26 protein-coding genes are annotated in these 25,760 nt (G+C 54.7%); 13 read left to right on the forward strand and 13 right to left on the reverse strand.

The window, feature by feature from the left end:
- Positions 1-191 precede the first annotated feature (191 nt).
- On the reverse strand, positions 192-881 hold the full coding sequence (locus tag EMQ_RS03380; protein WP_010666395.1) for a hypothetical protein: 690 nt from the start codon (positions 879-881) through the stop codon (positions 192-194).
- Between the two features lie 337 nt (positions 882-1,218).
- On the opposite strand from EMQ_RS03380, the gene EMQ_RS03385 reads away from it, so the two are divergent.
- Together EMQ_RS03385 and EMQ_RS03390 are read left to right on the forward strand one after the other, a co-directional pair.
- Positions 1,219-1,578, forward strand: coding sequence for an acyl-CoA thioesterase (locus tag EMQ_RS03385; protein ID WP_173572748.1), 360 nt, complete (start codon positions 1,219-1,221; stop codon positions 1,576-1,578).
- 131 nt (positions 1,579-1,709) lie between these two features.
- Positions 1,710-1,940: a DUF4422 domain-containing protein gene (locus EMQ_RS03390; RefSeq protein WP_081471057.1), complete on the forward strand. Its 231-nt coding sequence runs from the start codon at positions 1,710-1,712 to the stop codon at positions 1,938-1,940.
- A gap of 832 nt (positions 1,941-2,772) precedes the next feature.
- Here the strand turns inward: EMQ_RS03390 and EMQ_RS03395 are convergent.
- Entirely contained in the window at positions 2,773-3,933 is a 1,161-nt protein-coding gene (locus tag EMQ_RS03395) for a glycerate kinase (protein WP_010667463.1), read from the reverse strand.
- Between the two features lie 190 nt (positions 3,934-4,123).
- Positions 4,124-5,641 carry an acetyl-CoA hydrolase/transferase family protein gene (locus EMQ_RS03400; protein ID WP_010667464.1) on the reverse strand — a complete coding sequence of 506 codons (1,518 nt, stop codon included), beginning with the start codon at positions 5,639-5,641 and terminating at the stop codon, positions 4,124-4,126.
- 377 nt (positions 5,642-6,018) lie between these two features.
- Here EMQ_RS03400 and EMQ_RS03405 point away from each other — a divergent pair, with 377 nt between their 5' ends.
- From EMQ_RS03405 to gltA, 4 genes are all read left to right on the forward strand, one after another.
- Positions 6,019-6,768: a metallophosphoesterase gene (locus EMQ_RS03405; protein ID WP_010667465.1), complete on the forward strand. Its 750-nt coding sequence runs from the start codon at positions 6,019-6,021 to the stop codon at positions 6,766-6,768.
- Between the two features lie 194 nt (positions 6,769-6,962).
- Positions 6,963-7,283, forward strand: a complete 321-nt coding sequence (locus EMQ_RS03410) for a chorismate mutase (protein WP_026200240.1) — start codon at positions 6,963-6,965, stop codon at positions 7,281-7,283.
- A complete protein-coding gene (locus tag EMQ_RS03415; RefSeq protein ID WP_269208705.1) occupies positions 7,276-7,815 on the forward strand; it encodes a SixA phosphatase family protein in 540 nt (179 codons plus the stop codon). The genes EMQ_RS03410 and EMQ_RS03415 overlap by 8 nt, the downstream gene beginning before the upstream one ends.
- A 160-nt stretch (positions 7,816-7,975) precedes the next feature.
- The gene (gene gltA, locus EMQ_RS03420; RefSeq protein WP_018308463.1) at positions 7,976-9,265 is read left to right on the forward strand and encodes a citrate synthase; all 1,290 of its coding nucleotides are present in this window, start codon (positions 7,976-7,978) and stop codon (positions 9,263-9,265) included.
- A gap of 304 nt (positions 9,266-9,569) precedes the next feature.
- On the opposite strand, the gene EMQ_RS03425 is transcribed toward gltA, so the two are convergent.
- Positions 9,570-9,812: a hypothetical protein gene (locus tag EMQ_RS03425; protein ID WP_010669274.1), complete on the reverse strand. Its 243-nt coding sequence runs from the start codon at positions 9,810-9,812 to the stop codon at positions 9,570-9,572.
- Between the two features lie 286 nt (positions 9,813-10,098).
- On the opposite strand from EMQ_RS03425, the gene EMQ_RS03430 reads away from it, so the two are divergent.
- From EMQ_RS03430 to EMQ_RS03440, 3 genes are all read left to right on the forward strand, one after another.
- On the forward strand, positions 10,099-11,073 hold the full coding sequence (locus EMQ_RS03430) for a tetratricopeptide repeat protein (protein WP_132012078.1): 975 nt from the start codon (positions 10,099-10,101) through the stop codon (positions 11,071-11,073).
- A 70-nt stretch (positions 11,074-11,143) separates the two neighbouring features.
- Positions 11,144-12,757 (forward strand): ISL3 family transposase, encoded by a 1,614-nt coding sequence (locus EMQ_RS03435; RefSeq protein WP_035347742.1) that lies wholly within the window; start codon positions 11,144-11,146, stop codon positions 12,755-12,757.
- 152 nt (positions 12,758-12,909) lie between these two features.
- Positions 12,910-13,152 (forward strand): hypothetical protein, encoded by a 243-nt coding sequence (locus EMQ_RS03440; RefSeq protein WP_018308459.1) that lies wholly within the window; start codon positions 12,910-12,912, stop codon positions 13,150-13,152.
- Between the two features lie 119 nt (positions 13,153-13,271).
- Here EMQ_RS03440 and EMQ_RS03445 read toward each other — a convergent pair whose 3' ends face one another.
- The 5 genes from EMQ_RS03445 to EMQ_RS03465 form a co-directional block, all read right to left on the reverse strand.
- A complete protein-coding gene (locus EMQ_RS03445) occupies positions 13,272-15,056 on the reverse strand; it encodes an HAD-IIIC family phosphatase (RefSeq protein ID WP_231368008.1) in 1,785 nt (594 codons plus the stop codon).
- 36 nt (positions 15,057-15,092) lie between these two features.
- A complete protein-coding gene (locus tag EMQ_RS03450; RefSeq protein WP_010668610.1) occupies positions 15,093-15,341 on the reverse strand; it encodes an acyl carrier protein in 249 nt (82 codons plus the stop codon).
- A gap of 335 nt (positions 15,342-15,676) precedes the next feature.
- The gene (gene gspD / locus EMQ_RS03455; RefSeq protein ID WP_018308458.1) at positions 15,677-17,977 is read right to left on the reverse strand and encodes a type II secretion system secretin GspD; all 2,301 of its coding nucleotides are present in this window, start codon (positions 17,975-17,977) and stop codon (positions 15,677-15,679) included.
- Positions 17,978-18,068: 91 nt separating this feature from the next.
- Positions 18,069-18,275: a hypothetical protein gene (locus tag EMQ_RS03460; protein WP_018308457.1), complete on the reverse strand. Its 207-nt coding sequence runs from the start codon at positions 18,273-18,275 to the stop codon at positions 18,069-18,071.
- Between the two features lie 624 nt (positions 18,276-18,899).
- A complete protein-coding gene (locus EMQ_RS03465) occupies positions 18,900-19,814 on the reverse strand; it encodes an ELM1/GtrOC1 family putative glycosyltransferase (protein ID WP_010667975.1) in 915 nt (304 codons plus the stop codon).
- A 123-nt stretch (positions 19,815-19,937) separates the two neighbouring features.
- Between EMQ_RS03465 and EMQ_RS03470 the strand changes: the two genes are divergently transcribed.
- Complete coding sequence (locus EMQ_RS03470; protein WP_010667976.1) at positions 19,938-20,693, forward strand: orotate phosphoribosyltransferase; 756 nt, start codon at positions 19,938-19,940, stop codon at positions 20,691-20,693.
- A 36-nt stretch (positions 20,694-20,729) separates the two neighbouring features.
- Positions 20,730-21,623 (forward strand): glutamate racemase, encoded by an 894-nt coding sequence (gene murI, locus EMQ_RS03475; protein WP_231368007.1) that lies wholly within the window; start codon positions 20,730-20,732, stop codon positions 21,621-21,623.
- An 88-nt stretch (positions 21,624-21,711) separates the two neighbouring features.
- Here the strand turns inward: murI and EMQ_RS03480 are convergent, their stop codons facing one another.
- On the reverse strand, positions 21,712-22,851 hold the full coding sequence (locus tag EMQ_RS03480) for a polyprenyl synthetase family protein (RefSeq protein WP_010667978.1): 1,140 nt from the start codon (positions 22,849-22,851) through the stop codon (positions 21,712-21,714).
- 193 nt (positions 22,852-23,044) lie between these two features.
- Here EMQ_RS03480 and EMQ_RS03485 point away from each other — a divergent pair, with 193 nt between their 5' ends.
- Both EMQ_RS03485 and EMQ_RS03490 read left to right on the forward strand, forming a co-directional pair.
- Entirely contained in the window at positions 23,045-23,752 is a 708-nt protein-coding gene (locus EMQ_RS03485) for a tRNA1(Val) (adenine(37)-N6)-methyltransferase (protein ID WP_010667979.1), read from the forward strand.
- A 220-nt stretch (positions 23,753-23,972) separates the two neighbouring features.
- The gene (locus tag EMQ_RS03490; protein ID WP_018308455.1) at positions 23,973-24,527 is read left to right on the forward strand and encodes a Dps family protein; all 555 of its coding nucleotides are present in this window, start codon (positions 23,973-23,975) and stop codon (positions 24,525-24,527) included.
- A 69-nt stretch (positions 24,528-24,596) separates the two neighbouring features.
- On the opposite strand, the gene EMQ_RS03495 is transcribed toward EMQ_RS03490, so the two are convergent.
- The 3 genes from EMQ_RS03495 to EMQ_RS17300 form a co-directional block, all read right to left on the reverse strand.
- Complete coding sequence (locus tag EMQ_RS03495; RefSeq protein ID WP_018308454.1) at positions 24,597-25,202, reverse strand: tetratricopeptide repeat protein; 606 nt, start codon at positions 25,200-25,202, stop codon at positions 24,597-24,599.
- 87 nt (positions 25,203-25,289) lie between these two features.
- Positions 25,290-25,415 (reverse strand): type B 50S ribosomal protein L36, encoded by a 126-nt coding sequence (gene ykgO / locus EMQ_RS03500; protein WP_003625637.1) that lies wholly within the window; start codon positions 25,413-25,415, stop codon positions 25,290-25,292.
- 214 nt (positions 25,416-25,629) lie between these two features.
- Entirely contained in the window at positions 25,630-25,752 is a 123-nt protein-coding gene (locus EMQ_RS17300; RefSeq protein ID WP_010667394.1) for a hypothetical protein, read from the reverse strand.
- Positions 25,753-25,760 lie beyond the last annotated feature (8 nt).

The raw sequence follows: 25,760 nt of genomic DNA on the forward strand, positions 1-25,760 counted from the left end.
CCGATACTTCCAGCTCCATACAATCCGTGGACAGAGTGACGATTTCCGCTCCCTTCGGCAGGATGACATCCTGTCAAAGTCGACAGGATGACGAAAACTGCCATCAGTTTTGCCATCCTGTTTCGTACAGATGGACTAAGGAAGCCTTCTGTTCTTCTGAAAAGAAAAACAGTCTTTCTTCTCATGTCGAATCACTGTCCAGCAGAAGCTGGGGCAGGTATTGCAGGCGCAACAACAGTAGAACCTGCTGCGCCAGCCTGCTGCTGAACTGACACATTCGGCGCCACCACACGATTAAGCACGGTGAAGGACACCGCTTCCATGGTGGTGACGTCGACCTTGTCATCTTTTTTCAGCTGGGCAAGCATCGGCTGGAATATCTTCTGTTTCACCACAACCTCACGTTGTGTCCCAGCTGAGTCGATCACCGTCAATGTGTGTGTCTTCACATCGGTTGAGACAACGCTGACGCGTCTCCGCTTGAAAGTCACCAATGTGCCGTGCGGATGGCGATTCGCATAACCGCGGGCAGTAGACGTAGTGGATTCCGGAGCCGGACTATCAGGAGCGGCAAGAGTCGCATCCAGGGTCTTGATTACACGAATATTCAGCCGATCTCCCACACTGAGATGCGGCAGGGCATGCCGCTTGAGCGGCACATCAAGAGTGAACAGATCACCATCTTCAGCGCGCAACAGGACTTCTCCCGTGGTGCTGTCGACGGTTTCAACTGTCGCAATCGTACTGTTGGTGGCCGTGATCACACTCTGTGCCGCAGCAGGCTCTGCTACAAGAGCGGTTACTGCACATCCAGACATCATGGCGGCAAGGGCTACGGCACGGCAGGATCTGCCCGAACGAAAGAATGTCGAGGGATTCATGATGTCAAGACGCCTTTAAAATTCAGATCGCGTAACATTACAGGCAAGGATTACCCTATACCATTCCTGATTGCATAACTGTCATAATTTGAGAACCAAAAGTGATCGCCGGGCAGGAGAAATGGAGGTGATCCAAGTCCCAGAAATGCCATCACGAAGAGGAAAAGCCTGCTTCTTCATGCGATCACCTGTTGCGTCGCCCCCCCCTAACGGGCTTATGGTTTATGTTACAGTAGCAAGCCCCTCTTATGGTTTTCTGACTCGACCAAGGATCATTCTCGTGCCGACAAGTTCTCCTTATCCCCCCGAAGTGATCCCGACGATCCGCGTTGTCGCGATGCCCACCGACACCAATCCTGCCGGAGATGTTTTTGGCGGCTGGCTTGTCTCCCAGATGGATCTTGCTGCGGGCACCGCAGCTGCTTTCCGTGCGAAGGGTCGATGCGTCACCGTTGCGATCGACAGTTTCATTTTCCACGAGCCAGTCGCCGTTGGCGACGAAGTGAGCATCTACACCAAGATCACTCAGACAGGGTCGAGTTCAATTATTGTCCATGTCGAAACCTGGCGGAGAGCACGTAACACCAATGAACGTCGCAGAGTGACGCAGGGCAAATTCACCTTTGTTGCGCTGGATGAAAATCGCAAGCCCCGTCGCCTGCCGCCAGAAGCTGGATTTGATACGATTACAGACTGACAGGACGAAAAATAATTTCAGAATAAAAATTCGCTTGAGCCAAATGTTTGGCTCCAGTTTTTATTGAATTCTATCGTTATGATTTGTTGATCTGTTTTCTTTGTAGATAGCGACACCATAGGACCGAAACCATGCCTCCACTCAGGCCAGTCAAAGCCGTTGCAAAAACGGCTACCTCCTGTCAGGGAGATGATACTGGTGACAACATTTCAGATCTTAACAAGCATTTCAGTGAACTGACTGTGTTGTACTGGGCCTGGAAAAATGATCTACCATCATATTTTATAAGTCTCGTTCACTACAGACGATATTTCACCAAATCTCAGTCAGGCATTGATGAATATGTAACAAACTTGAGGTGAAACTGATCCAGTTCTTGCTGATGTGCCGCCAATCGTTGCCTCGAATGACTTTGGTTTGCTTATAGATGGCACCGATCTGATTCTGCCTTCCGTCCCCACATTGGGAACTGCCAGCAGAAGCATGGATCCAGCCATCATGTAGAAGACATGTATGTCGTAAGCGAAATTATTAAAAAATCTATTCTGACTATATCGAAGCCGATGCTTACATCATGCAGAATGCAACAAATATATACAACAGTAATACAATAATCTCAAGAAGAGAAATAATTTCAGACTATAGAGATTATCCTTTTAATATTATTTTCTCCATGAAAGGCATTAATTACTACAAATATTAAGATGAATATCAGAAGATAATTTTTGGCTTTATATCAGAAAAACACTGCAATGTGTGACCACTCAAAAATCGGCATAGACTTTATAGCGGCGAACGTAACATGACTGTAATCTGAAATACTTAAAGGCTCTAAACATCATAGATCCTGTCTTTTTCGATACGATTAAAAAATTCACGCATGAAATATCAATATTAAAAAATAAATGGATAATTTGTCTCTAAAAGATATTATTCTATCAGTACCAATCAGATTTAGAAGAAGAACAGAAATCACAATAATGTTCCAGCTTCAACTCACTCTGAAAATTACTCCAGACCTTGCATCAGAACAAATATGAAAAAAGACACCTAGCAAAGAAACTTTTGAAATTATCTTTCTGACAGAGTGGTTTTCGTGCATTTCAACTCTGCCTAGACCGTATATAGAATATAGATAGTTCTCGTAGTCTATTCATCCGCAAGGTCAACCAAGTTAAACGGATGAGAGCAGCTCTACACCCTGTCTGTTTTTCCGCTCAAAGTCATGCCAAGCCTGAGCGTCGCCGCCACATTGCGCGCAACATGAATCAGATTGGGGCGGGCCTCAGCAAGAGCCTCAGCCAGCGTGCAGGGCCGTGAAACCGATGCGAAAACAGCTTCGATCCCAATAGCATGCACTTTCTCGACATCCGGTCCCAATGACCCGCCAAAAGCGATAACCGGTTTTCCCAGACGTCGTGCCACCTCCGCTACACCCGCCGGTGTTTTTCCTCGAATGGTCTGACCGTCAATACGTCCTTCTCCCGTAATAACAAGATCAACAGGCCGCAGAAGCTCTTCCAGCCCCAGCATCTCACTGACAATATCAAAACCGGGTCTCAAACGAGCGTTCAGAAAAGCAAGGGTCCCAGCTCCCGCGCCTCCGGCAGCGCCGGCTCCGGGAATATCCGCGACCGTCTTGCCCAGATCCTCTTCCAGTCTTTGCGCATAGACAGCCAGAGCATTATCCAGAGACGCAACAAGTTCGGCAGAAGCCCCTTTCTGCGGCCCAAACACAGCTGAGGCCCCCTCCAAACCGAGCAGAGGATTATCCACGTCACACGCGACCTCTACCGTGCATTCCACCAATCGCGGTTCTATATTTGAGACATCAATACGAGCAAGCCGACTCAGCGCCAGCCCGCCAGCCTCAAGTTCCCGCCCCTGGTCGTCCAGCAGTCGCGCACCAAGCGCCTGTGCCAGACCAGCAGCTCCATCATTCGTGGCGCTTCCACCAAGCCCAACGATGAAATGACGGCACCCTTCATCCAGAGCGTGACGGATCAGCTCCCCCACTCCACGGGTCGTGGCACGACCGGGATCACGCTGTTCGGGAGACAACATTTCCAGCCCGGCAGCAGCGGCCATTTCGATTACAGCAGTGCGCCCATCCCCCGTGACACCGTAAAAGGCCTCCACCGGAGTGCCGAGCGGACCGGCAACCGACACCTCCACGAGCTTGCCCTTTGTTGCAGCGACCAGGGCAGAGACTGTGCCTTCTCCTCCATCAGCAGCAGGACAGGCAATGAACTCGGCCTCTGGAAATATTTCCTGAAAACCAGCCTGAATGGCCTCCGCCACAGCAATGGCAGTGAGACTTTCCTTGAAGGAGTCGCAGACGATGGCGATTTTCACTCTTTGTCCCCTTAAGTCCAATCGTTCAGACCAACCAGTAGTCGGAATGTTCATTCTGCAAAAATGTTCCCACATTTTGCAAAAACCGGTCACGAAATAATCTCTCGAAACCGAGGTTCCTGCATCAGGGCATCAAAAAAGGGCGCTCTTGCAGAACGCCCTTTTCATTTTCAACGGTAGAAAACGCGCTTCAGCCCGGAAGCATGGAGCCCGTTTCCACAAACCGCTCATGCCAGGACAGGGCTTCCTTGAGCAGATGAGGCGTATGCTTGCCGAAGGACTCCTTCTTTGCGCGCGCCAGATAATCTTCCAGCATCGGACGGTAGGTCGGGTGCGAGCAGTTGCGGATCACAACTTCCGCACGCTGCACCGGCCCCAGACCACGCATATCCGCCAGCCCCTGTTCGGTCACAATGATCTGGCTATCCTGCATGATGTGGTCCACATGCGCCGCCATCGGAACGATCGCCGAGATGTGCCCGTCTTTCGCCGTGGAAGGCGTCAGGAAAATCGACAGATAGGAGTTACGGGCAAAGTCGCCTGATCCACCAATTCCGTTCATCATTTTCGAACCCATGACACGGGTCGAATTGACGTTGCCGTAGATGTCGGCCTCCAGCATGCCGTTCATGGCGATACAGCCGAGACGACGGATGACTTCGGCGTTATTGCTGACATCCTGCTGACGAAGGATGATCTTCTCGCGGAAGAAGGAAATGCGGCTGTTGATTTCCTCGACAGCGTCAGGGCTGAGGGAGAACGACGTTGCAGACGCAATCTTCATGCGGCCATTGTCGAGCATACGCAGCATGCCGTCCTGAATGACCTCGGAATAGCCCATCAGATTCTCGAACGGTCCTTCATTGAGACCATCCAGAACCGCGTTGGCCACATTGCCGACACCGGACTGCAGGGGCAGCAGATTCGCGGGCAGACGGCCGACCTTCACTTCATGCTCGAAAAACTCAAGCAGATGTCCGGCAATGGCCTTGGCCGAGGCATCCGGCTTGGCGAACGGTGCGTTCCGGTCCGGCTCGCTGCTGCGCACGATCCCGGCGATCTTGGCCGGATCAACCCGCAGGAATGTCTCACCAATCCGCTCATCCGCGCTGGTAAGAGGAATGATGTCACGGGGCGCCATGCCGCTGATATTGCCCCGGAACACGTCGTGCATGCCCTCAAGACCCTCGGGCTGCCAGTCATTGACCTCGATGATGACCTTCTCGGCCAGATCCATGAAGGTCTGCGAGTTGCCAACAGATGACGTCGGAACAATCCCGCCATCCTCACGAATCGCAGTCGCCTCGATAATGGCGAAGTCGAACTTGCCGTAATTGCCCTGCATGGCACGGGGAGCCACCAGTCCGAGATGCGTATCAAAATATTCGGTTTCACCGGAATTGATGTTGTTGCGCATCGCGGCGTCTGTGTTGAACGGCGAGCGGTAAGACACGCCATGCACCTTTGCGAGTGCTCCATCCAGCTGGGGTCCAGTGGACGCACCCGTCACCAGGCGAACCTTGAGTTCCTCGCCTTTCTCTTTGGCTGCGGTAACCCGGTCGGCAAGCGCCAACGGGACAGCTTTCGGATAGGCAGCGCCGGTAAACCCACTGGTTCCCAGAGTGGCGCCATTGCCAATCATGGCGGCAGCGACTTCCGCCGGCATTTCCTTGGCGCGCAACGCCTGGCTACGGATACGATCAGTCATAAAGCGTTCCTGTTCCAGCTTCGATTCAATGGATCGGCCCCGCAGTCATCTCCCCTCAGGGAATCGTCTGCATCGAGCCACCTGATCCGGGGACAGATGCGGTCTTCTGACTGTTTCTTGTTTTCTGTGCAGAAAACCATCTCAGACCTCACCGGGATCATTCGGTTCCCCATCTACGCTCAATTCGTCGGAAAGCGCGTCTCACATGAGTGTGCGCAGCCCCTCTTTACCCCTCTTATCCGATCGAATTTTCGTGAGGTCAGTACGCCACAAAAGTCAGAACCGCGTTATAAAAGACATAAATAATGAAATGGCCCCCTTCGCTGACGAGAAAAATTGGCCAAATATGACAGAGGGATGTCGCAAGCGAGCACGCCATGTATGACGAGAGAGACTTACAGCACCTTATCGCCGGACGACGCATTCGCGTCGTGGGAGACGTGCATGGTGATCTGGAAGCGTTTCGCCATGCCGCCGCGACGGACCGGTTCATCATCCAACTGGGCGATCTGGTCGATTACGGGCCTGATAGCGCGGGCACCCTTCGGTTGATGGCTGATATCATTCACGACCGGAGAGGTCTTTTTCTTCTGGGAAACCACGACCGCAAGCTGGGACGCGCCCTCATGGGACGAAAGCTGCGGCGCGATCCGCCTCTGGAAGCCACACTTGAACAGGTGAATGACGCCCGCAACGCCGATATCAAGGAAATCCTGCTGCCGCTTCTCAGAGAGGCGCCGACCTGGCTGCGGCTCGGGCGCAGGATCTTTGTCCACGCTGCTTTCCATACAGGCATGCTGGAAGAACCCGCGCCGTCCGGTCTGGATAATGTCACCTCACTTTTGTCACGCGCGCTTTTCGGTGAGGTGACGGGCAAAACCCAGCCCGACGGTTATCCGGAGCGACGACTGAACTGGGTGGACCATATCCCTATGGGACACACTGTTTATTGCGGGCATGACCGCCGTTCCACGGATGGACGTCCGTGGATCAAGCATGGACGCTCCGGGGGAACGGCCGTTTTTGTTGATACTGGCGCAGGAAAAGGTGGTCATCTGGCGTGGATTGATCTGCCGGATGAAGTCCGCGACATCCCGGACTATCCGCCGCCGACGCCGTTTTTCTAAACCGTGATTTATCACAAACCTGTCGCCGGACCGTTGCCCTGTTCTCTCTGCTCACGGCATGATGAGTCGTGCGGATTCTCAATCGTTCCCGCCCGCAGCCGCTTCCGGCGTCAGACAGGGCGCGGATACATAATACAACAGGACCAAATGGCGTGACTTCTGCCTCCTCTGACACGACTCCTCCCAGCGACAGTCTGAACCGGCAAAACGCCGAACTGGCGGCGCTCCGTCAGAGCATCGACAATATCGACATGGCGCTTGTGGCGATTCTGGCCGAGCGATTCCGTTGCACGCAGGCTGTCGGCGAACTGAAAGCCCGTTACCGGATGCCGCCAGCCGATCCGGCCCGCGAGAAACGGCAGATCACACGACTGAGACAACTGGCCAGAGACGCCAAGCTGGACCCCGACTTCGCCGAGAAATTCCTGAATTTTATCATCAGCGAAGTCATCCGGCATCATGAGGCCATTGCGAAGCAGAAAGACACAGGCGCGGGATCCGTCAGCAATGATTAAACCGGTCGCCCATCGACTCCTGTTGCTAAGGCATTGCGAGGCCGCTCCTCCGGCAGGCGGTGACATGAGCACCAAAGCCGATCTTGCGCGTCCTTTGACAGATACTGGCCACCGCATGGCAAGGCAGCGCGGCGAAAGCATGCGCAAGGCAGGTCTCATTCCGGATCTGGTGCTCTGCAGTCCGGCCATGCGGACACGCCAGACCTATGCCGGGCTGCTTCCGTTTGGAAATAATGCCCGACCCGAAATCCGTATCGAGCCGACTCTGTATCTGGCAGCGCCCGATGAACTGCTCGCACGCCTTCGGGCCACTCCGGATTCGGTGCATACGATTCTGCTTGTCGGACACAATCCGGGGCTTCCCGCCCTCGCCCGTTATCTGAATGGCGTGGAAGTTGCACTCGAGTCTGATTTTGAACTCGGAACGCTTGCGACCTTCAATGTCGAGGTCGAAGAGCGTGAAACCATTGCTCTTGCATGGAAATCTCTGGGGCCAAAGACAGCGTGGCTGGAATCGTTCTCGCAAAATTGAGCGGAAACAGGCTCTGAACCCCCTGCCTCGCAACAAGGTGACCCCTCAGCAGGGTTCCGATTTCTCTCGCGATCAGGGACATTCACCGGGTTGCCACCGCCTTGAGGCGCGTGGCCAGATCGTTTCAGAAGTAGCGCCATAGAGCGCGTCGGAGGAAGCTGTGACGGGTACAACTGCCAGCATCAAAATCGGAGACAAATCGGCTGAACTGCCGGTTCTCAAAGGCACTCTGGGACCGGATGTCGTCGATATTCGTCGTCTGACCCATGATACGGGCGTTTTCACGTTCGACCCTGGTTATGGCGAGACAGCCTCTTGCGAAAGCAAGGTTACCTTTATTGACGGTGACAAGGGCATCCTGCTGCATCGGGGCTATCCGATCGAGCAGCTCGCCGAGCACGCATCCTACCCGGAAGTGGTTTATCTGCTTCTCAACGGGGAGCTGCCCAACAAGGAGCAGTATGCTTCCTTCGTGAACACGCTCACGAATCATACCCTGCTGCATGAGCAGATTCGCAACTTCTTCAACGGCTACCGCCGTGACGCCCATCCAATGGCGATCCTGTGCGGCACCGTCGGCGCGCTGTCCGCTTTCTATCCGGACGCCAACGACATCTCCAAAAAGGAAACCCGAGACCTTTCGGCCATGCGTCTGATCGCCAAGATCCCGACGATTGCCGCCTGGGCCTACAAATACACGGTTGGCGAGCCATTCGTTTATCCGCGTAACGACCTGAACTACGCCGAGAACTTCCTCTCGATGATGTTCGCGCGCCCCTCCGAGCCTTACAAGGTGAACCCGGTTCTGGCCCGCGCCATGAACCGTATCCTCATCCTGCATGCCGATCACGAGCAGAACGCGTCGACTTCCACCGTGCGTCTGGCCGGTTCGACGGGAGCCAATCCGTTCGCCTGTATCGCAGCTGGCATCGCGGCTCTGTGGGGCCCCGCCCATGGCGGCGCCAATGAAGCCGTGCTGAAAATGCTGGCCAGCATTGGTTCCAAGGACAATATCCCCGACTTCATCTCCAAGGTGAAAGACAAGAACAGCGGCGTGAAGCTCATGGGCTTCGGACATCGCGTCTACAAGAATTTCGACCCCCGCGCGAAAATCATGCAGGCGACCTGTCACGAAGTGCTGTCAGAACTCGGCATCAAGGACGATCCGGAACTCGATCTGGCTGTCGAGCTGGAAAAGATCGCTCTCAGCGACGACTATTTCGTGCAGCGCAAGCTTTACCCGAATGTCGATTTCTATTCCGGCATCATCCTGAAGGCGATGGGCATTCCTACCAGCATGTTCACCGTGCTGTTTGCGGTCGCCCGCACCACAGGCTGGATCAGCCAGTGGAAAGAAATGATCGAAGAGCCGGGACAGCGTATCAGCCGTCCGCGTCAGCTCTATACGGGTTATGCAGAGCGTAATTTCGTCGATCTTGACAAGCGATAAGCGCGACTAGATTTCTGACTGCCGAAGAAGGGAGGCCACCGTAAAAGGTGGTCTCCCTTTTTTATGGACGACGACGTCAGAAGTGAAAAACGGCCCCTCTATTCCTGAGGAAGCAGTCCCTTTTTCGTATTGATTTCAGCAGGATGGAATCAAAGGGGTTTTTGCCCTTTGCAGGATTCAGGACACGGTCCTGAATCATAGTACCGTGATAAAACTCACGCGACAGCCAGAATGGAATACCGCCACTCTGGCCCGTCAAAAATGCTGGGTTGCAATCATCATATAGCGCTCAGAAAAACAGCGCTTACTTTACAGCGCAATCACAGCCTTTGGTCGGCTCGTTGCTCTTCTTGACGACGTGATGATCAATCCATTCGGACACCAGACGTCTCGCCTCATTCAGGGAAGATTCCGGATGATGGATGCGATAAAGAGTCGTGCAGGCATTGAACGCGGAGACATCGTTTGTCCCCACCTGCTTAAGCTCCTGATAAGCCGTGATCACAGCCCTTTCGCAGTTTCTCGCTATCCGGCTGCTATCGACCACTGTGTTTATCCTTAGTATTGATAATCATTTGCAACTTTAGGATTATATCTCACGCACCCTACCTATGCAAGGAAATGGCTCCTATTCCGGCATCACGTTTAACTCACGTTATGTATCAACTCCTTCAGAGCCGTGGTGTTCTCCCTCTTCGCCATGCCTTTTTCATGACTGAGTCAGAATAAATTCTGAGGCACCGATATTCGGGTTCCATCTGCCTGAACCGCCTCGCCTTGCTTCCTTTTGCCACTATATTATGCAATGCGCGGGTCACGCCGGAGAAAAAGCTGTGTCAGACTATATTCCTGTTTCTGAAGAGGAAAAATCGTCAAGATTTCATGCGGCTCAGGAGCTTATGGAAGACGGCGATTACGCAGAAGCATGTGATATATTTGAAACTCTGACAAAAAGCTTTCCTGATGATCGCGGGATCTGGTGGCAATATCTTTCCGCGTTACAGCATGCCCGTCAGACGGAAAAAGCTGATGAATGTATAGAGTGGTGTTACAAAACATTCCCGGATGACTTGGGCTTTACACTGTCCTGGACGCGCACCTTTGACGCTCGTGCTGACTGGGATGAATGTATCCGACGACGAAACGTCGTATTAAAGCAGCATGATCCACGGGGAGATCTATGCTATCTCCCTGTTATAACAGAGATTTTTCTCCCTCTTGTTGAAAAGAAGGATTTCGGCGCCATCAGGGCGTTCCTCGCCAGATACTGGGATGTGCTGACACGATTTAACCAATGTGGCGCAGCGCTCTATTTTGCTCTTGAGACACTTGGCGATTTTGAACGTCAGCTTGAACTGTGTGATATCTTTCTTGAACGCTGCGATCCGAACGATCCGGTCCTTGATGGCATCAATTACGCCAATCTTCGTGTCATCGTTGAATCAGCTCTCTGGAACCGAAAAATAGTCTCCCGTCCGGGGAGCAAGACGCAGGTCCTGTCTTTCGGTCAGAACTGCCTTCCCTATTCGATAGCAAATCGGTGGGGGCTCCTCAAATATATCGGCAATCCCGACGCCATAACGATTTTTGATCTGGGTGCTTTCGGAAAAAACTCAGCCGCAGAAGCTCTGCTCAGTGACTTTGAGAGTTTTCGAAATCCGGACAACTATTATGAAAGTCAGGACCCCGCAGGTGCTCCGCGGATGATGCACAGACCAAGCGGTGTTCATTTTGGTCACGAACGCGGCCGCACGCTCATTGGCGCTGACCACAAGGCCTTCTTTTCGGTTCTTCCGCACTTTTCGTGATGGGTATCTTGTACTGAGGTTCCGGAACTGGGAAATCCAGAAAGTCGTTCACTTTCATGGATATTCCCCAGTGTCACGCCTTCGGTCTCTTGATCTTCCCCGTTCCCTCGTCGTTCGTCGTGTTGTTGCACTGGATAACAGAGTGGAGATCGAAGTCGGTCTGCGAAAACGGAGTGCAGTGTGTCCGGACTGTCAGTGCCCGACACAACGCATTCACAGTTTCTATCAGAGAAAACTCGCGGATCTTCCATGGCAGGGCCGTCCAGCCACGCTGATCGTTTCTGTGCCGCGCTTTTTCTGCCAGACGATGCTTTGTCCACGTCGGACGTTTGTCATGCCCCTTGAGGGGATAACCGTGCGTCATGGCAGACAGACCACACGTCTTGCCGATCTTCATTATTATATCGCCCACACCCTGGGCGGTTCCGCTGGAGCACGAATGACCGTGCGCCTGTGTTGCCCCATCAGCGCGGATACTCTTGTCCGCCGTCTTCTCTCACGTGTGCAGAACACCACAAAAGGCACGGCCCTTACACGTGTGGTGGGGGTGGATGACTGGGCATGGCGGCGGGGACATCACTATGGAACGATTGTGGTCGATCTTGAGAAAAATGATGTCATTGACCTCCTGCCAGATCGGGACGCTGATACCCTTGCCCGATGGCTGCAGGTCCACCCCGGTATTGAAATCATTGCCAGAGACCGTGCCGGTACTTATGCAGACGGATGCCGCAGAGGCGCACCATCCGCTCTTCAGGTGACAGACCGCTGGCATCTGCTGAAGAACCTGTCAGACGCTTTTGTCAGCATTCTGGACCGTTTTACGACGACTGTCAGGACCCTGACACGACAGATGAACGTATCAACGGTCGTAAGCAAAATATCTGAAACAATCAGAGCGCATCCAGAAGAGGCGCAGGCGGTCGTCAGGTCAGCCTCTGGGGAACGGCGTGACATTCTTTTCAAGGAAGCTCTTGCCCTGAAAACAGCGGGACACAGCATTCAGGCTATCGCCACAACGATCGGGGTAGAGAGAAAAACCGTGCGGCGCTGGTTTCAGCGGGGCCATGCACCACCATGGAAAAGAACGGTTCCGTCACGCAGCATACTCGTGCCTTACACAGCCCACCTGGAAAAGAGATGGTCCGAAGGATGTCGCAATAGTCGTCAGCTATGGCGGGAACTCCTGGAGCAGGGCTTTGCAGGACAATATGGCACCGTCTGGAAATGGGTGGCGACGCGACAGGGATGTTCCGCGAAACTCGTTCCTTCCGCGCATGTCGTTGCACCTCGGGGACGCAGACTTGCGCGGCTTCTCCTCGCAGAGGATCCGTTATCTGCCGGACAGGAGGGACTGCTGGTTCCTGCCCTTCTGGAAGCTGAACCGCACCTTGCCGTCACACTCTGCTGGCTCAGGAAAATGCAGACCCTGCTCTGTAAAAGGGGTGACACCTGCACGGGAGGCGATCTGAAGGCTCTGCTGGAAGAAGGAAAGACGACGCTGCTGTCACGTCTGATTCCCGCGCTTGAACGGGATGCGGCTGCCATTGAAGCGTCTCTTGTCACACCTTGGACAACCAGCCCGGTTGAAGGACAGATCAGCCGACTGAAAATGATCAAGCGAACCATGTTCGGAAGAGCAGGCTTCGAACTCCTCAGGGCGCGTGTCCTTCAGCCCGCATAATCAAAAAACATCATCACGAAAAGTGCGGAAGAACCTTCTTTTCTCTGATCAACAAGAAAATCGATGCTTTTCAAAGCATGTGGAGCAAAGGCCACTGCCTACTTGTCTATGCCATAACAGGCGAGTGTGATCTTGCTGAATTTGTCCCCAGCATGGAACAGATCCTTGCAAAGAACGCCTCACGGCTCCTTATTCTGAACTGCAATCGTCCCGCTCAGGAATGCCCTGAATCCGACCACGTCACCTATTTTCATATCCCGTTTCCATTCGATTACAGCTGGAACGAGATCAACAATTTTACAAAAGATATCGGACTTGCCTTCGACACCCGCATAACAGCGGCCATCAAAAATGAAATCGACAGAATGGACAGGGAACAAGGCATTCTGGTCTGACACCATCGTCGGATTATCAGGTCTGATGCTTTGAAAGCACAGAAACTAATCTCTGACCAACCACATAAAAAAGGCTTCAGAGCAGTTCACTCTGAAGCCTTTGTTCGTTTCAAAAACTTTTATGCGGAAACCGCTGTCACATAGGTTTCAAGCGGCGCTGTGACGTCTGCGAGATTCAGCACCCACACATCATCACCCTCCCGCACGAAGCCGAGACGTTCATAGAGATCAGCCACAACGCTGTTTTTAGCCGTTGCCTTGAAGCGCCCCACGATGCGCCGGATGTTTCGCTCCTGAGCGATCCGGATCAGTTCATTCATGATGAACTGCTCGAAGGTACGAGAGAACACGCGGCAGCTCATCGTCCATTCGACGATATCGAGATCGTCATTCTGCTTCTGGGCAATCAGAACGGACACCAGACCATGATCGCCGAACTTGTCCTTCAGGGAGCAGGCCAGAACAACATTGCCGTCATCCGCCATGAAACCACGGACTGTCTGTTCGTCGAAGCGCTGAGTCAGCAGATTGAACTGGTTGGTTTTCTGCCCCAGTTGAACGACACGCTCGATCTGTCCTTCCGAAGGACGAACGGCCTGTCCGAGCATCTCCAGGCTACGGAGATAGGACGGCAGATCTGACGCATCATCCTGCTCGGCAAGCGCTGCTGCTCGCATGGCATAGGCCTGCGTGCGAGCAAAATCATCGCGGCTGTATTTCTGGAACTGGAACCAGTAGCCCTGCTCGACCTGCGCGATGAAATCGGCCGGATCACCATCGAGATGCACGGTTCCGATCTGCGGCAGTTCCTGCTGGACAAGCGTGCATTCCGCCGGATTGTCATCGACGAACACAAGCGCATCAAGACCGATATTCAGTTGCTTGGCGATCTTGCGCAGACCGCTGGCCTTATCGCCCCATGAGGCTTCGAAAGCGGCGAAATCACCGACCTTGAGAATACTTCCCGACTTGTCAAAACCGGTCTTGGCAATGTCAGGATTGTTCTTGCTGCACACGGCCAGAATGATGCCTCGATCGGCCAGCAGCTTCACATAGCTCTGGAAAGCCGCGTAAGCCTCGGATACAGCATCACCACTGCCGATCTTGATGCCGTCCACGCCGTCATCACCGATCACACCACCCCAGAGGGTGTTGTCGAGATCGAGGACAAGAGCCTTTTTCGCCGTATTCAGGGCTCCACGCAGCGCCGAACGGAACAACGGCACATAGGCAGGCAGAGCGCTGTTTTCGATCGGCAACTTGGCACTGTACCAGCTTCTGGGCGCAAACGCGGCAGCATTTCCATATTCCAGCGCAAACTGACCGAAATCGATGATCTGCACACCGAAAGTCTCGGCAGACCATAGTCTTCTGAGAAGGAGCTGAAGCTGGTTGGTATAGGATGCTGGCAGATACTGTTCGGCAACACCGGTCAGACGGAACTGCGGCGGCGGCGGAAAGTGGTGGATGATCTTCGCACCACAATTCTGGCTGATACGCCGCCACATCGACAGGATTTCATTCGCCTTCTTGTCGATGATTGCAGAGACGTCTTCCTCGCTGGTGCTGGCCGGAATATCCGCCACCAGACTGCGCCAGTCCGAGACAATGACCGCAATATCCGGCTTGATGCTGTAAAATTCGGAGGCCGGATTCAACACATCCTGCATGAATGAGCCATACAGTGACTGGGTAATGTGCGGGCGGATGTTCTCCTGAACACAGCCGATGGCGATGGCCCGTGCCAGCATGTCCGTGGTTGTCGTGCCCATGATATGGACCTTGAGCTCACGGAAGCTGTCTGCCTCCCCAAACGGCCATGCCCCTGCGACAATGCGCGTTCCGGTGGACAGAATGTCACCGAGACCGGGGATGATTTTTGCAGAAAGAGGCAAATCAGACACAAACAACTCCTAATGCTGGACAGGCTCAGATGCTGATCAGCCGACTTTTTCGGTCACCAGCTTTTCAAGTGCTGCAAAACTTTTGGTCTGACCGATCAGGTCCAGTCCAAGCTTGATGCCGAACTCTTCTTCCGCGAGCGTGAAGAGTGACAGTGTCGCCAGAGAGTCCCAGGCTTCCGTGTTGTCCATTGTTGCTTCGGGGATTTCCTCAGCGCTTTTTCCCGGCAGAATGGTATTGAACACGCGAACGAGGCGCTTGCGAATACGCTCAGGGGTCATGGCCATCTAAAACTCTCCATACTTTACTTTATTCTGTTACTGGCAGCGTAAAGCCAGTGCACGACTATCGTCCTCGTAGTATCTTACACCTAAACGCGCGGTTTCAAAGGTACCCGCATGTGCTCTGATCCCTCAAACCAGTACGCAATAACCTGAATTTAAGGCAGAAATATTTTCTGTTTGATAAGCACCACGGGCAGCAGCCTCAATCCCGCCGACAGGGAATACTCCGCCGCCTTCATATGACGTGTTTATTGAGTTGAGCCGCCACGTCTGAGCCCACCGGCACGCACCCCACAGGTGTAAGTGCCGGATGAAGCTGTCCTCTTTATTCTGCGGCGTCAGTCATTCAATCCAAGAGCTTTGAGAACACGATGATTGGGATTCGACGATCCCGACATGGGCAGCTTGGCCAGCTCAGGTTGCAGCATCGCCGCGTGAGGCAGCAGTTCGCGCATATCTTCTGTCAGCTTTGCTGCGTCCGTCTGACTGTGAATGACATGCGGTGTAATCAGCACCAGCAGTTCCGTCCGGGAACGTGAATTGGTCTGGTCTCCCGCCAGAGCACCCAGAAGCGGGATGTCCTTAACCCACGGCATGCCCTGATTTCCAGTCTGACGATTGTCCGTGATCATGCCGGCAAGACCAACCGTCTGTCCGTCAGCAATCTCGACGCGAGATTTCACCTGACGTTCGGAAAAGGTCGGACTGTTGATGGAGCCGCTGCCGGTGGTCGTCGTCGAAGACGAGACCTGACTGACCTGCTGCGACACATCCAATGTCACCAGATCGCCATTACTGACGTGCGGTGTGATCTGGAGAATAACGCCGGTCGGCTGATAATTGATGGAGTTCGTGATTGTGGAATTGGAGGTCAGCACGCCTGTGGTGGAGCCGGTCAGATATGGCACCAGATCACCCACCATCAATGAGGCGGACTGGTTATCCATGACCATCAGTTCCGGTGAGGACAGAACCTGAACCTTGGTGATTCCCTGAAGAAGATTGATGACGAAAGGTGCACCTCCCTGACTGCTTCCACCCAACACAAAGCCGGGGAATGAACTGCTCAACTGGGAGGAGGTCAGTGTTGACGTGCCAAGACTCTGGGTGGCGCTACTCAGGATACCGTTCACGCCGCCGGATTTGAAAAAGAACTGCGTTCCGTATTTCAGATTATCATTCAGCGTGACTTCCGCCACTGTGGCGTCGATCCGCACCTGCAGGGGAATGATGTCGATCTTGTGCAGCATGGCGATCACATCGCCGGTTTCTTCTGGTGTGCCGTAAACAAGTATCGAATTATTCTGCAAATCAGGAATGATTTTCACAGTCTCACGGGAGCTTTCACCACTCCCCTGATTACCAAGACCGCCAAGCAGAGGATTGTTGGAGATGCCGTCATCCTGCTGCTGGGAGGACTGGCTACCGCCGCTTCCTGACATGCCGTCACTCTGCCCGCTGGAGCCATTACTGCTCCCGGATGACAGTCCCCCCAGCCCCTGTTGCTGACTGCTATCCCCCATGGAAGAGCCGACGCCCGAGCTACTGCCGCCAGACATGCCATTCTGGCTCATCGCGTTGCCCATCTGACCAACCGACGCATTCTGCGTTGTCGGGCGAGCCGTTACATGGCTTGGAGTAAATGCCTGCTGCAGGACGTAGGCCACGTCATTCGCACGCTCATTCTGGAGATAATAGACATTCCAGACGCGTGCTGTTTTGTACCGTCGCGCCTCAACCAGACGATACAGCCTCTGTATGTCAGCAATCTGCCGCTCCGTGTGTGCGACGACGAGGACACTATCGATACGCGACATTGGCACGATCTGAAGCTGTCCTGACAGTGCGCCGTTCTTTCCGGCGTCGAGCGCTGTCTGCAAAGCGTGCGACAGTTCCTGTGCGTTTCCCGATATTGACGGGAGAAGCGCATAGGACATGCCAGACAGAATGTCTGTATCAAAACTTCTGACGAGATCAGCAAGGGCCTGACGACTGGCTGGATCACCACTGACGATGATCACGTTCGAACCGGTGGAGGCAGCAATATGCCCTCCATTCTGTTCGAATGGTTTCAGTACCTTGGCCAGATTTTCCGCAGATGTGTATTTCAGCGCAATCGCGATCTGTCCCTGTTCAGCGCCTCCGCCCGGACCGCCGCCAGACCTGCCTCCGGCAAGAGGAACGACACGATACAGACCGTTGTCCTGCACGACTGTCGCACCAGAACCGGCAAGGATATCTTTCAGCACAGGAAGCAGCTGATCGCGTCTGATCGGATGCGTCACCCGCAATGTGACGGTGCCCTGCACACCGGGATCAATCGTATAATTGACACCCATCAGGTCACCAAGGATCTGATCAACCGCAGCCCTGACATCCGTTCCCGCGAAGTTAAGGGTGATGTCACCCCCCTCACCCTGTCCGGCTGGCACCAGTCCGCTTGAAGAATGACGGCCATAAGATGCCAGTGCTTTTGAGCCTGTCGCGACGCTGATCTGACCGTTTGTCCGTTCCGGCGCATTCATCGACACGACAGCGCCCGGCAACGGTGTAACGACTGGCTCATTTTCCTGACATCCCGCCAGCGACAGCAACGAAAGCATTCCAACTGCCAGTGACAGGCCCTGCTGATTTTTCATGAATATTCCCGGGTCGTCTGAACCAGACAGCGATTGAAAAAATACAGATATCCCATGTGCCTTGACCCGCACTCCCTGTTTCTCAAGACATTCAATGAAGGACACCGTTCTTTCCGGAGATGCGTAGCCAATTCAGGGAAATTTCCGCTGCTTTCATCCGGTCTTTTGTCGCGAGTTTAGGCAAAAAAGGCGTCGCTCTCGCCATTTCAAAAATCACCCGATCATGACGCACAAAATCAGCACCCATAAAAAAGGCAAACTCCATTTCACGAAGGAACAGGAATAAAGATCGGGACACTTTTCTTTCTGCTTCCTGAGAAAATCCTTGATAATATCGGGACAGACCTACGTTCGGAACAGCATATGCAGCCCAACATTCCAAAACAGAAAATCCCTTTCATATCAAAGAAATATGAAAACCTACGGTATGCAGCATGGAATGCACACAAGGCGGATTACCTCTGAATACCGCTTCAATCAGAGGGTCACTCGATATCAAACAGATTGCAGCCGCCGCCTTATCCCTTAATGGTTTCGCCATATTTGCCGTTGATATCCATTTTGCAATTTTAGACCAGAGCCAAACCCGCCAATCGGCAATTGTCAGGCGCAAATACATCAAAATTTAACAAAACTCTCGACACAAAAAACGGGACAAGCCAGCGGCCTGTCCCGCTCCCATAACGTCCAGCCGTCGCATTATCCGTATAATGAGGTGTGTGCTCTCCTGCACCACTAATCACTGCGCTGACTGCATCGGCCGTTCCCCCAGATCGGCAAGTTTATAGACCGACATCTGGGTGAGTAGCGCCAAATACAGTTCCGAACAAACCACACAAACCCCACACTCGACGCTACATCAGAGCGATGATAATCACATCAATACTTTCCGACACAATCAAAGAAGAAATATCTTCAATAATTATATTTCAAATTTGTCTCTGATATAGTTTGCAGCGCGCCCAGACTCATCAAGAGGCTCCCGGGGCCATGGAGAAAAGTCGCTGTCAAATATCCGGACATTCTCTCGCTCCAGAAGCGCACGAGCCAGACTGTTATATGCGCCAAAGCGACCGGGAATGTGCCCCAGAAACACCGGAAGAACGCTCGCCGTTGCCTCAATCAGCGCGGACACACGGGCTCCGTAGATGAGCACGGCATCCGCACAGGCGGTAAATCCCAATCCGGGATTGTCGTCAGGTTCACCATGCCGCCAGATAAGCTTGATGCATGAGCCTAGCCCCTCCGCAAAAGCATTCGCAAAGGCTGGGGAAACTCCCTCGCCGATTGTGACCATTACGGAACCTCCGAACAGCCTCATACTCATCTCGATCTGCAGTGCCGCCAGCATGGCGTCAGAAACAGAATCACTCCATCCGGCTTCAAGCCGCACGGCAACTCTTGGTCGCGGCAAGTGCTCCAGCCTCTCCCGCCAGAGCCGTTCGGCGCGCTCATAAAGAGCCGGAGACACAACGCTCAACGGCCCCAGAACAGGAAAGACACGGCCATTCTTCCCTTCCGGCACATGCCAGGACGAGAGAATCACCTCATCAAAAACGCGACTTCCTGCCAGAGCCACCGATCGGCTGCTACAACAGTGGACAACAGGCACCTTCAGTTTCTTACGCAGGGAAAGACCTGCCATCCCGGCAGAAAACCCTGCTGTCAGGATAAGGCCCGGCGGAGCGGAATCATTCTCGACAAAAGACGCATCCCTCAGACGTCTGAAAGAACATCCAAGGCGACCGGCAAGAGCATGCGCCGGTCCACATCCTCCCGGCTGAGCCGATTCAATCACCCATACAGGCACAGGTGACGGCTCCAGAACGTCCGTCATGGAACCAGCCGAGACCAGTCCACCGTGCCAGTCAGTGGGTTTTCAACCGTGAGTGATGGATTTTCCGCCTGTGTGCAGCTATGCCACGTCGACGCAGGCGAATGCGCGCGATGGGAAAGGGACATGAAGCACATGATCGGACAGGAATCGGTTCTCGGCAATGATGCCTCTGCGTGGGACCGGGATGCAGCCCTTACAACCGCCCGGCTTCTTCTGGAAATCAAGGCGGTCAACTTTCGCCCTGAAGATCCCTATACACTGACATCCGGCTGGAAGTCGCCCGTCTATATCGACTGCCGCCGCATCATCTTCTTCCCCCGTGCCCGGGCGAAAATCATGGAGCTCGGTGTCGAGAAAATCGGCCGTCACGTGGGATATGAAAGCATCGACGCCGTAGTCGGTGGTGAAACGGCAGGCATTCCTTTCGCGGCATGGTTTGCCGACCGCATGATGACGCCGATGGCCTATATCCGCAAAAAGCCCAAAGGGTTTGGCCGCAACGCCCAGATCGAAGGCGATGTGCCGGAAGGCATGCGTACTCTTCTTGTTGAAGACCTGACGACCGACGGGGCATCAAAAATCGGTTTTGCCAAGGCTCTGCGCAATGCAGGCGCGATTGTCGATCATACGTTCGTGGTGTTCTTCTACGGCGTGTTCCCCGGCGCGCATAAGACGCTCTCGGAAATGGGCATCACCCTGCACTCCCTCTGCACCTGGTGGGATGTGCTGGAAGCCTGCGCCGAGCGTCCATATTTCTCGGAAGGCGCTGCTGCTGAGGTGCGTCGCTTCCTTGAAGACCCCTGCGCATGGTCCGCCAAACATGGCGGCGTCGGCAGCCTTGAGGAAGCCTTGGCCCTGAAAACAGCCCGTGATTCCTGACAGTAACGCGCAAATGTAATGAACGTGCCGGTTTCCATGCCAGATCAGTCACCAGCCGGAGAGAGTTTTATCCCCTCTCCGGCCAGAGGCCGTATTCTGGCGTTTGATTCCGGTATTGGCGGACTTGGCATTGTCGCGGCACTGCGTCGTCGTCTGCCTGACGCCCATATAAGCTACATCGCAGACACGGCCCTGTTTCCTTACGGAGAGCAGGAAGATGCAGCGCTCTGCGCTCATATCGTAGCCCTCCTGAAAGACGCGATCGACATCTGCAAACCCGACGTCGTTGTCGTCGCCTGCAATACAGCCAGCACGCTGGCGCTTGGTGCGTTACGAGAAGCCTGCCCGGAGACGCCCTTTGTCGGGTGTGTTCCAGCCATTCGCTGGGCTGCCCGCATCAGCCGAAGCCGCGTCATCGGGTTGCTCGCCACCCGGGCAACCGTGCGCCGTCCCTATGTGAACTCACTACGCCAAGAATTTGCGCCTGATTGCACACTCATCGCCCACGGTGCGCGTCATCTGGCCGACTACGCCGAGGAAGCTTTCAGAGGAAAGCCTCCCGCCCCCCATCTGATCGAGCGGGAAGTCGCTGGCTTGTTCGGGCAACCGGACGGAGACCGCATTGATGCCGTCGCATTGGGCTGCACACATTACACATTCCTGTATGAAGCCCTGCGTGCCGCCTCACCCAAGCATGTTGCCTGGCTTGATCCGGCAGATGCAGTTGCCCGACACACCGCTACTGTGTTGGAAGCTCTGGGAGTGTCAGTAACTCAATACGATACAGCGGAGCATCTCTGGTTCACTGCTCCACCGGTTGATGTAGCCGAACCGGAGGCTCATCTGCGTCCGTTTGGTTACACCCACGCAGAACAATGGGCTATTCCGGATCAGGAGCTCAGCCTCCCATCCTGTCTACGAAGTCTCTGACAAGCCACAGAGACGCTTACGGAAGGGCATTTTCCTGAAAAACGCCCTTCAGACTTCAGCCTGAAACAGCCTGTATCACGCCCGCCTCTTAGCGGGCGCGATCGACCGTGTAGATGGCGACATCTTTCAACAACTGACGCAACGGCTCCATATCGGCATTCGCAGCCAGACAGGCTTCCGAGACCTGATCCAGAGCAGCACTCGCTGCCTCGGCGTATTCGCGGGCCTTTTCCATTGTCACGTCGATGGCGTTTGTCTTCGCAATCAGGTCAAGCGCACGCTCAAGGTCACCGTCCTGCTGCTCTTCGTTGTTCTCGATCGTGCGCGTCCAGAAAGCCTGCTCATCGCTGTCGCCAGCGTGATAGGCAGCCAGCACTGGCAGGGTGACTTTTCCTTCGTAGAAATCATCACCAACCGTCTTGCCCAGCACGGCCTGATCAGCGGCGTAATCAAGCGCGTCGTCCACAAGCTGGAACGCCATGCCGAGATTCGCGCCATACTGACGCAGCGCCTCCCTCGTCTGGTCGTCGGCCTTGGCGACCACCGCTCCGGTTTCGCAGGCAGCGGCGAACAGAGCCGCCGTCTTGCCATAGATGACCTGCAGATAGCGATCGACTGTCGTGGTCAGGTCGTTCTGCGTGGTCATCTGCATGACCTCACCTTCCGCCAGCGTTGCGGATGCGGCGGAGAGGATGGCCATGACTGGCAGAGAGCCGTCAGCCGTCAGAATCTGGAAGGCACGGGCAAACAGGAAATCGCCGACGAGCACCGAGGCCTTGTTGCCGAACACGGCGTTTGCGCTCGCCAGACCGCGGCGAAGCTGGCTGTTATCGACCACATCGTCATGGAGCAGAGTCGCCGTATGGATGAACTCCACACAGGCCGCCACGCCCACATGGCGCATATCGTCGCCATGTTCCCGATATCCGGCCACACGGGCTGCTGCGAGCACCAGCAGGGGCCGAAGCCGCTTACCGCCTGCCGCCACCAGATGGGCTGCCAGTTGCGGGATCAGCGGCACGTCGCTCTGCATCCGCGCCACGATTTCCCTGTTGCAGGCCATCATGTCATCGGCGAGATAGTCAGCCAGAGCTTTCAGGACGTTTTCACTGTTCTGAGGTTTCACGGCATCATCCACACGTGTGCTGTCGCCAGCCTTCTTTTCGACCTGACCTGCATTCGGGCTTGCGGCGCCCTCCGTATTCGGCAGATTGACTGCAACGTGCAAATGACTTTCTCCCGAAAAAGGGACCCTAGTAGTGCAACCATATGAGCGGCGCTCCGGAGACGGTCAAGTTGTCCGCCCCGCAACCCCCTCCCTTTCTGACCTGCCAGAGACCACGAACGGCACTCTTTTAGGGGGGCGTATCGCCTATCACCAGTTCCGTCAGGGTTACCGGACTGGCCTTGAACCCGTCCTGATGGCGGCCCTCATTCCCGCACGCCCGGGAAACCGCGTGCTGGAGGCCGGATGCGGTGCTGGCGCTGGCCTGCTGTGCCTTTCAGCCCGCGTGGAAAACCTGATGCTCACAGGATTCGAAATCGATCCGGCGACAGCGGCCTTGGCCCGCATCAATCTCGTTCTCAACGCCAGCAAGGATACGCAGATTGTTACCGGAGACATCTGCAATGCAGGTCAGATTTTAAACGACACGCCGGAAATCTCATCTTTCCGATTCGATCATATTTTCGCCAACCCCCCCTGGCATCGCGAGGACGCGACAGCCTCTCCCGAGCCGCGACGGGACAAGGCGCGCCGCGCCAGAAAAGACACCCTGCATCGCTGGATTTCCACTTTCGCCAGTCTCCTGCGGGAAAAAGGCTCCCTGACGATGGCGATTCCCAGCACACGACTGGCTGAGACTCTCGCCGCCTGTGAAAAAGTGCGGATCGGGAGTGCTGAAATCATCCCTCTCTGGCCTCACGAGGGAGAAGAAGCACGGATCGTGCTGATTCGCGCCCGTCGCGGCGGACAGGCGGGTTCCAGGATTCTGCCAGGATTAGTTCTGCACAAGGATGATGGCAGTTTCACTCCTGCCGCAGAGGCGATCCTGAGAAACGGACAGCCTCTGTATTCCGAGTCCTTCAGGAGCCCAAGACGAGTCTCAGGTCCTCACAAGGACATCTGATCGTGTAGGTCCCCGCCACTGATAACGATATTGTCGCGCTTTTTACGCAACACTCTGTTCACTTGACATCGCCCCCCATTGAGCGGCTGCATGCTGGCCGTGGAGCCACTCAAGGCTTCGTCCCGCTCGCTTCCGGTCCCAAACGACTTTCCGTCATGGAGACGGCCGTCCTGTGAGACCGACCCAGCCAGAAGGGACAAAATCAAAGGGGAAAACATCGATGAGCAAGTCATCTGCTTCCAGCAAAGCCGAGCAGGCACGTTCCGCTGAAGTCCAGCATTATCTGGGCACACCTTCGGATCTACCCAAGGAAGGCGTGGAAAATATCTCCGCCGCTCTCCGTGCCCTGCTTGCTGACGTCTTCGCCCTCTATCTGAAAACGAAAAATTTCCACTGGCACATGAGCGGTCGCCATTTCCGCGATCTGCACCTGATGCTGGATGATCAGGGAGCAGAACTGCTGGCCATGACCGATCCTCTGGCGGAACGCGCCCGCCGTATCGGTGGCCTGACGCTTCATTCGATCGGCGAGATCAGTCGCTTGCAGCGCATCAAGGACAATGACGCCGTCTATGTCGATGCGCCTGACATGATTGCCGAGCTGTGTGAGGACAACAAGCAGCTGGTCGCCGCCATGCGTCAGGTCCATGGCCTGACGGACGAGGTCGGAGACTGCGCCACGACCAGCCTGCTGGAAAACTGGATCGACGAAAGCGAAAAGCGGACGTGGTTCCTGTTTGAAGTCACGCGCACCACGTTTGGCTCCAACAGCTGATTTAAAAAGGCCTGAAGCACCCAACCGGGTGTCTTCAGGCCCGTCCGTTTTTCATCAGAAACAATGAAATCAGGTTGGCCGTCCAAAAGCCTTCAGTTGCAGCTTTTCAAACTTCCTGGCGGCTCCCGGCAACTGTGGATCAAGCTCCATTACGCGCTGCCACGCCTTTAGAGCAGCCTGCCCATCTCCAGCAGCGTCCTCCGCGGCAGTCAGAAGCTGCCAGCTTACCGCATCATTTCCATCATGCTGAAGCGCAACACCAAGATCACTGATCGCACCGCTGGTATCGCCCCCCATCAGCCGCGCCTGCGCCCGCAATCGCCACAGGACGGCAACGTCATTCTGCAGCGACAGGGCCGCACCGAAATCCTCAACAGCATCGCCGGGCTTCTCGCTCGACAGTTCACGCGCCGCACGCCGCATGAGCAATCTTGTCGCGGGTCTGATGGATTGTGCCCGGATTTCTTCAAGCTGTCCCCGGATCAGCGCAGCTTCCGTGGGATTTTTTGACGCGGCAAGCTGGGCCACAAGTCCGGCTTTTTTGGTCTCAGCCGAGAGCTTTTGCGGTGAGGCAGGTTTCGCGGCGGGGGTCGCTCCTGTTGCAGCAGGTTCGGCTTGCGCAGCCGTCGTGGCCAACAGGAGAGCCAGAGAGGCAATGGGCGAAATTCTGTTCATACAACGAAAAAACCCGCCTTTTGGGTCCGTTTCCAGAGCCAGAGGGCGGGTTTTCCTGTGCATGGGATTATCAGGTTGATCGAAGGATCAGCCCTGACGTGCCTTCATGCGCGGGTTCTTCTTATTGATGACGTAGACGCGACCGCGACGACGCACAACGCGGCAGTCCTTGTCGCGGACTTTTGCCGACTTGAGGCTGTTTCTGATCTTCATAACTCGTCTCTTCTATCCGTCTGCGGTCGGGGTCCGCATGAAAAAGTTGCTGCGACATACGCAGCCAAAGCGGAAAAGTCAATGCAGAGAGCCGTTCCGTCTCATCATTTCGACCTCGTTCCCGGCTTTCAGACCATAATAATAGAGAGGATTCCGTCTCTCCCCAATGGCTGTCAGCATGATGCAGGAGCACGGGTCGATCTCACTGGCAAGATCAATCCCAGTCAGGACCATTAATATCTTCACCATCACGCAGAAGACGATCCAGATCCACCGCCTTCATGGATTTGACCTTGCGTTCCAGATCGCGGTCATAGCGCCGGTCATTCGGCTCCACACCACGCT

Origin of the sequence: Acetobacter aceti NBRC 14818 (genome assembly GCF_000193495.2) — a bacterium.
In the GTDB taxonomy this organism is placed as follows: domain Bacteria; phylum Pseudomonadota; class Alphaproteobacteria; order Acetobacterales; family Acetobacteraceae; genus Acetobacter; species Acetobacter aceti.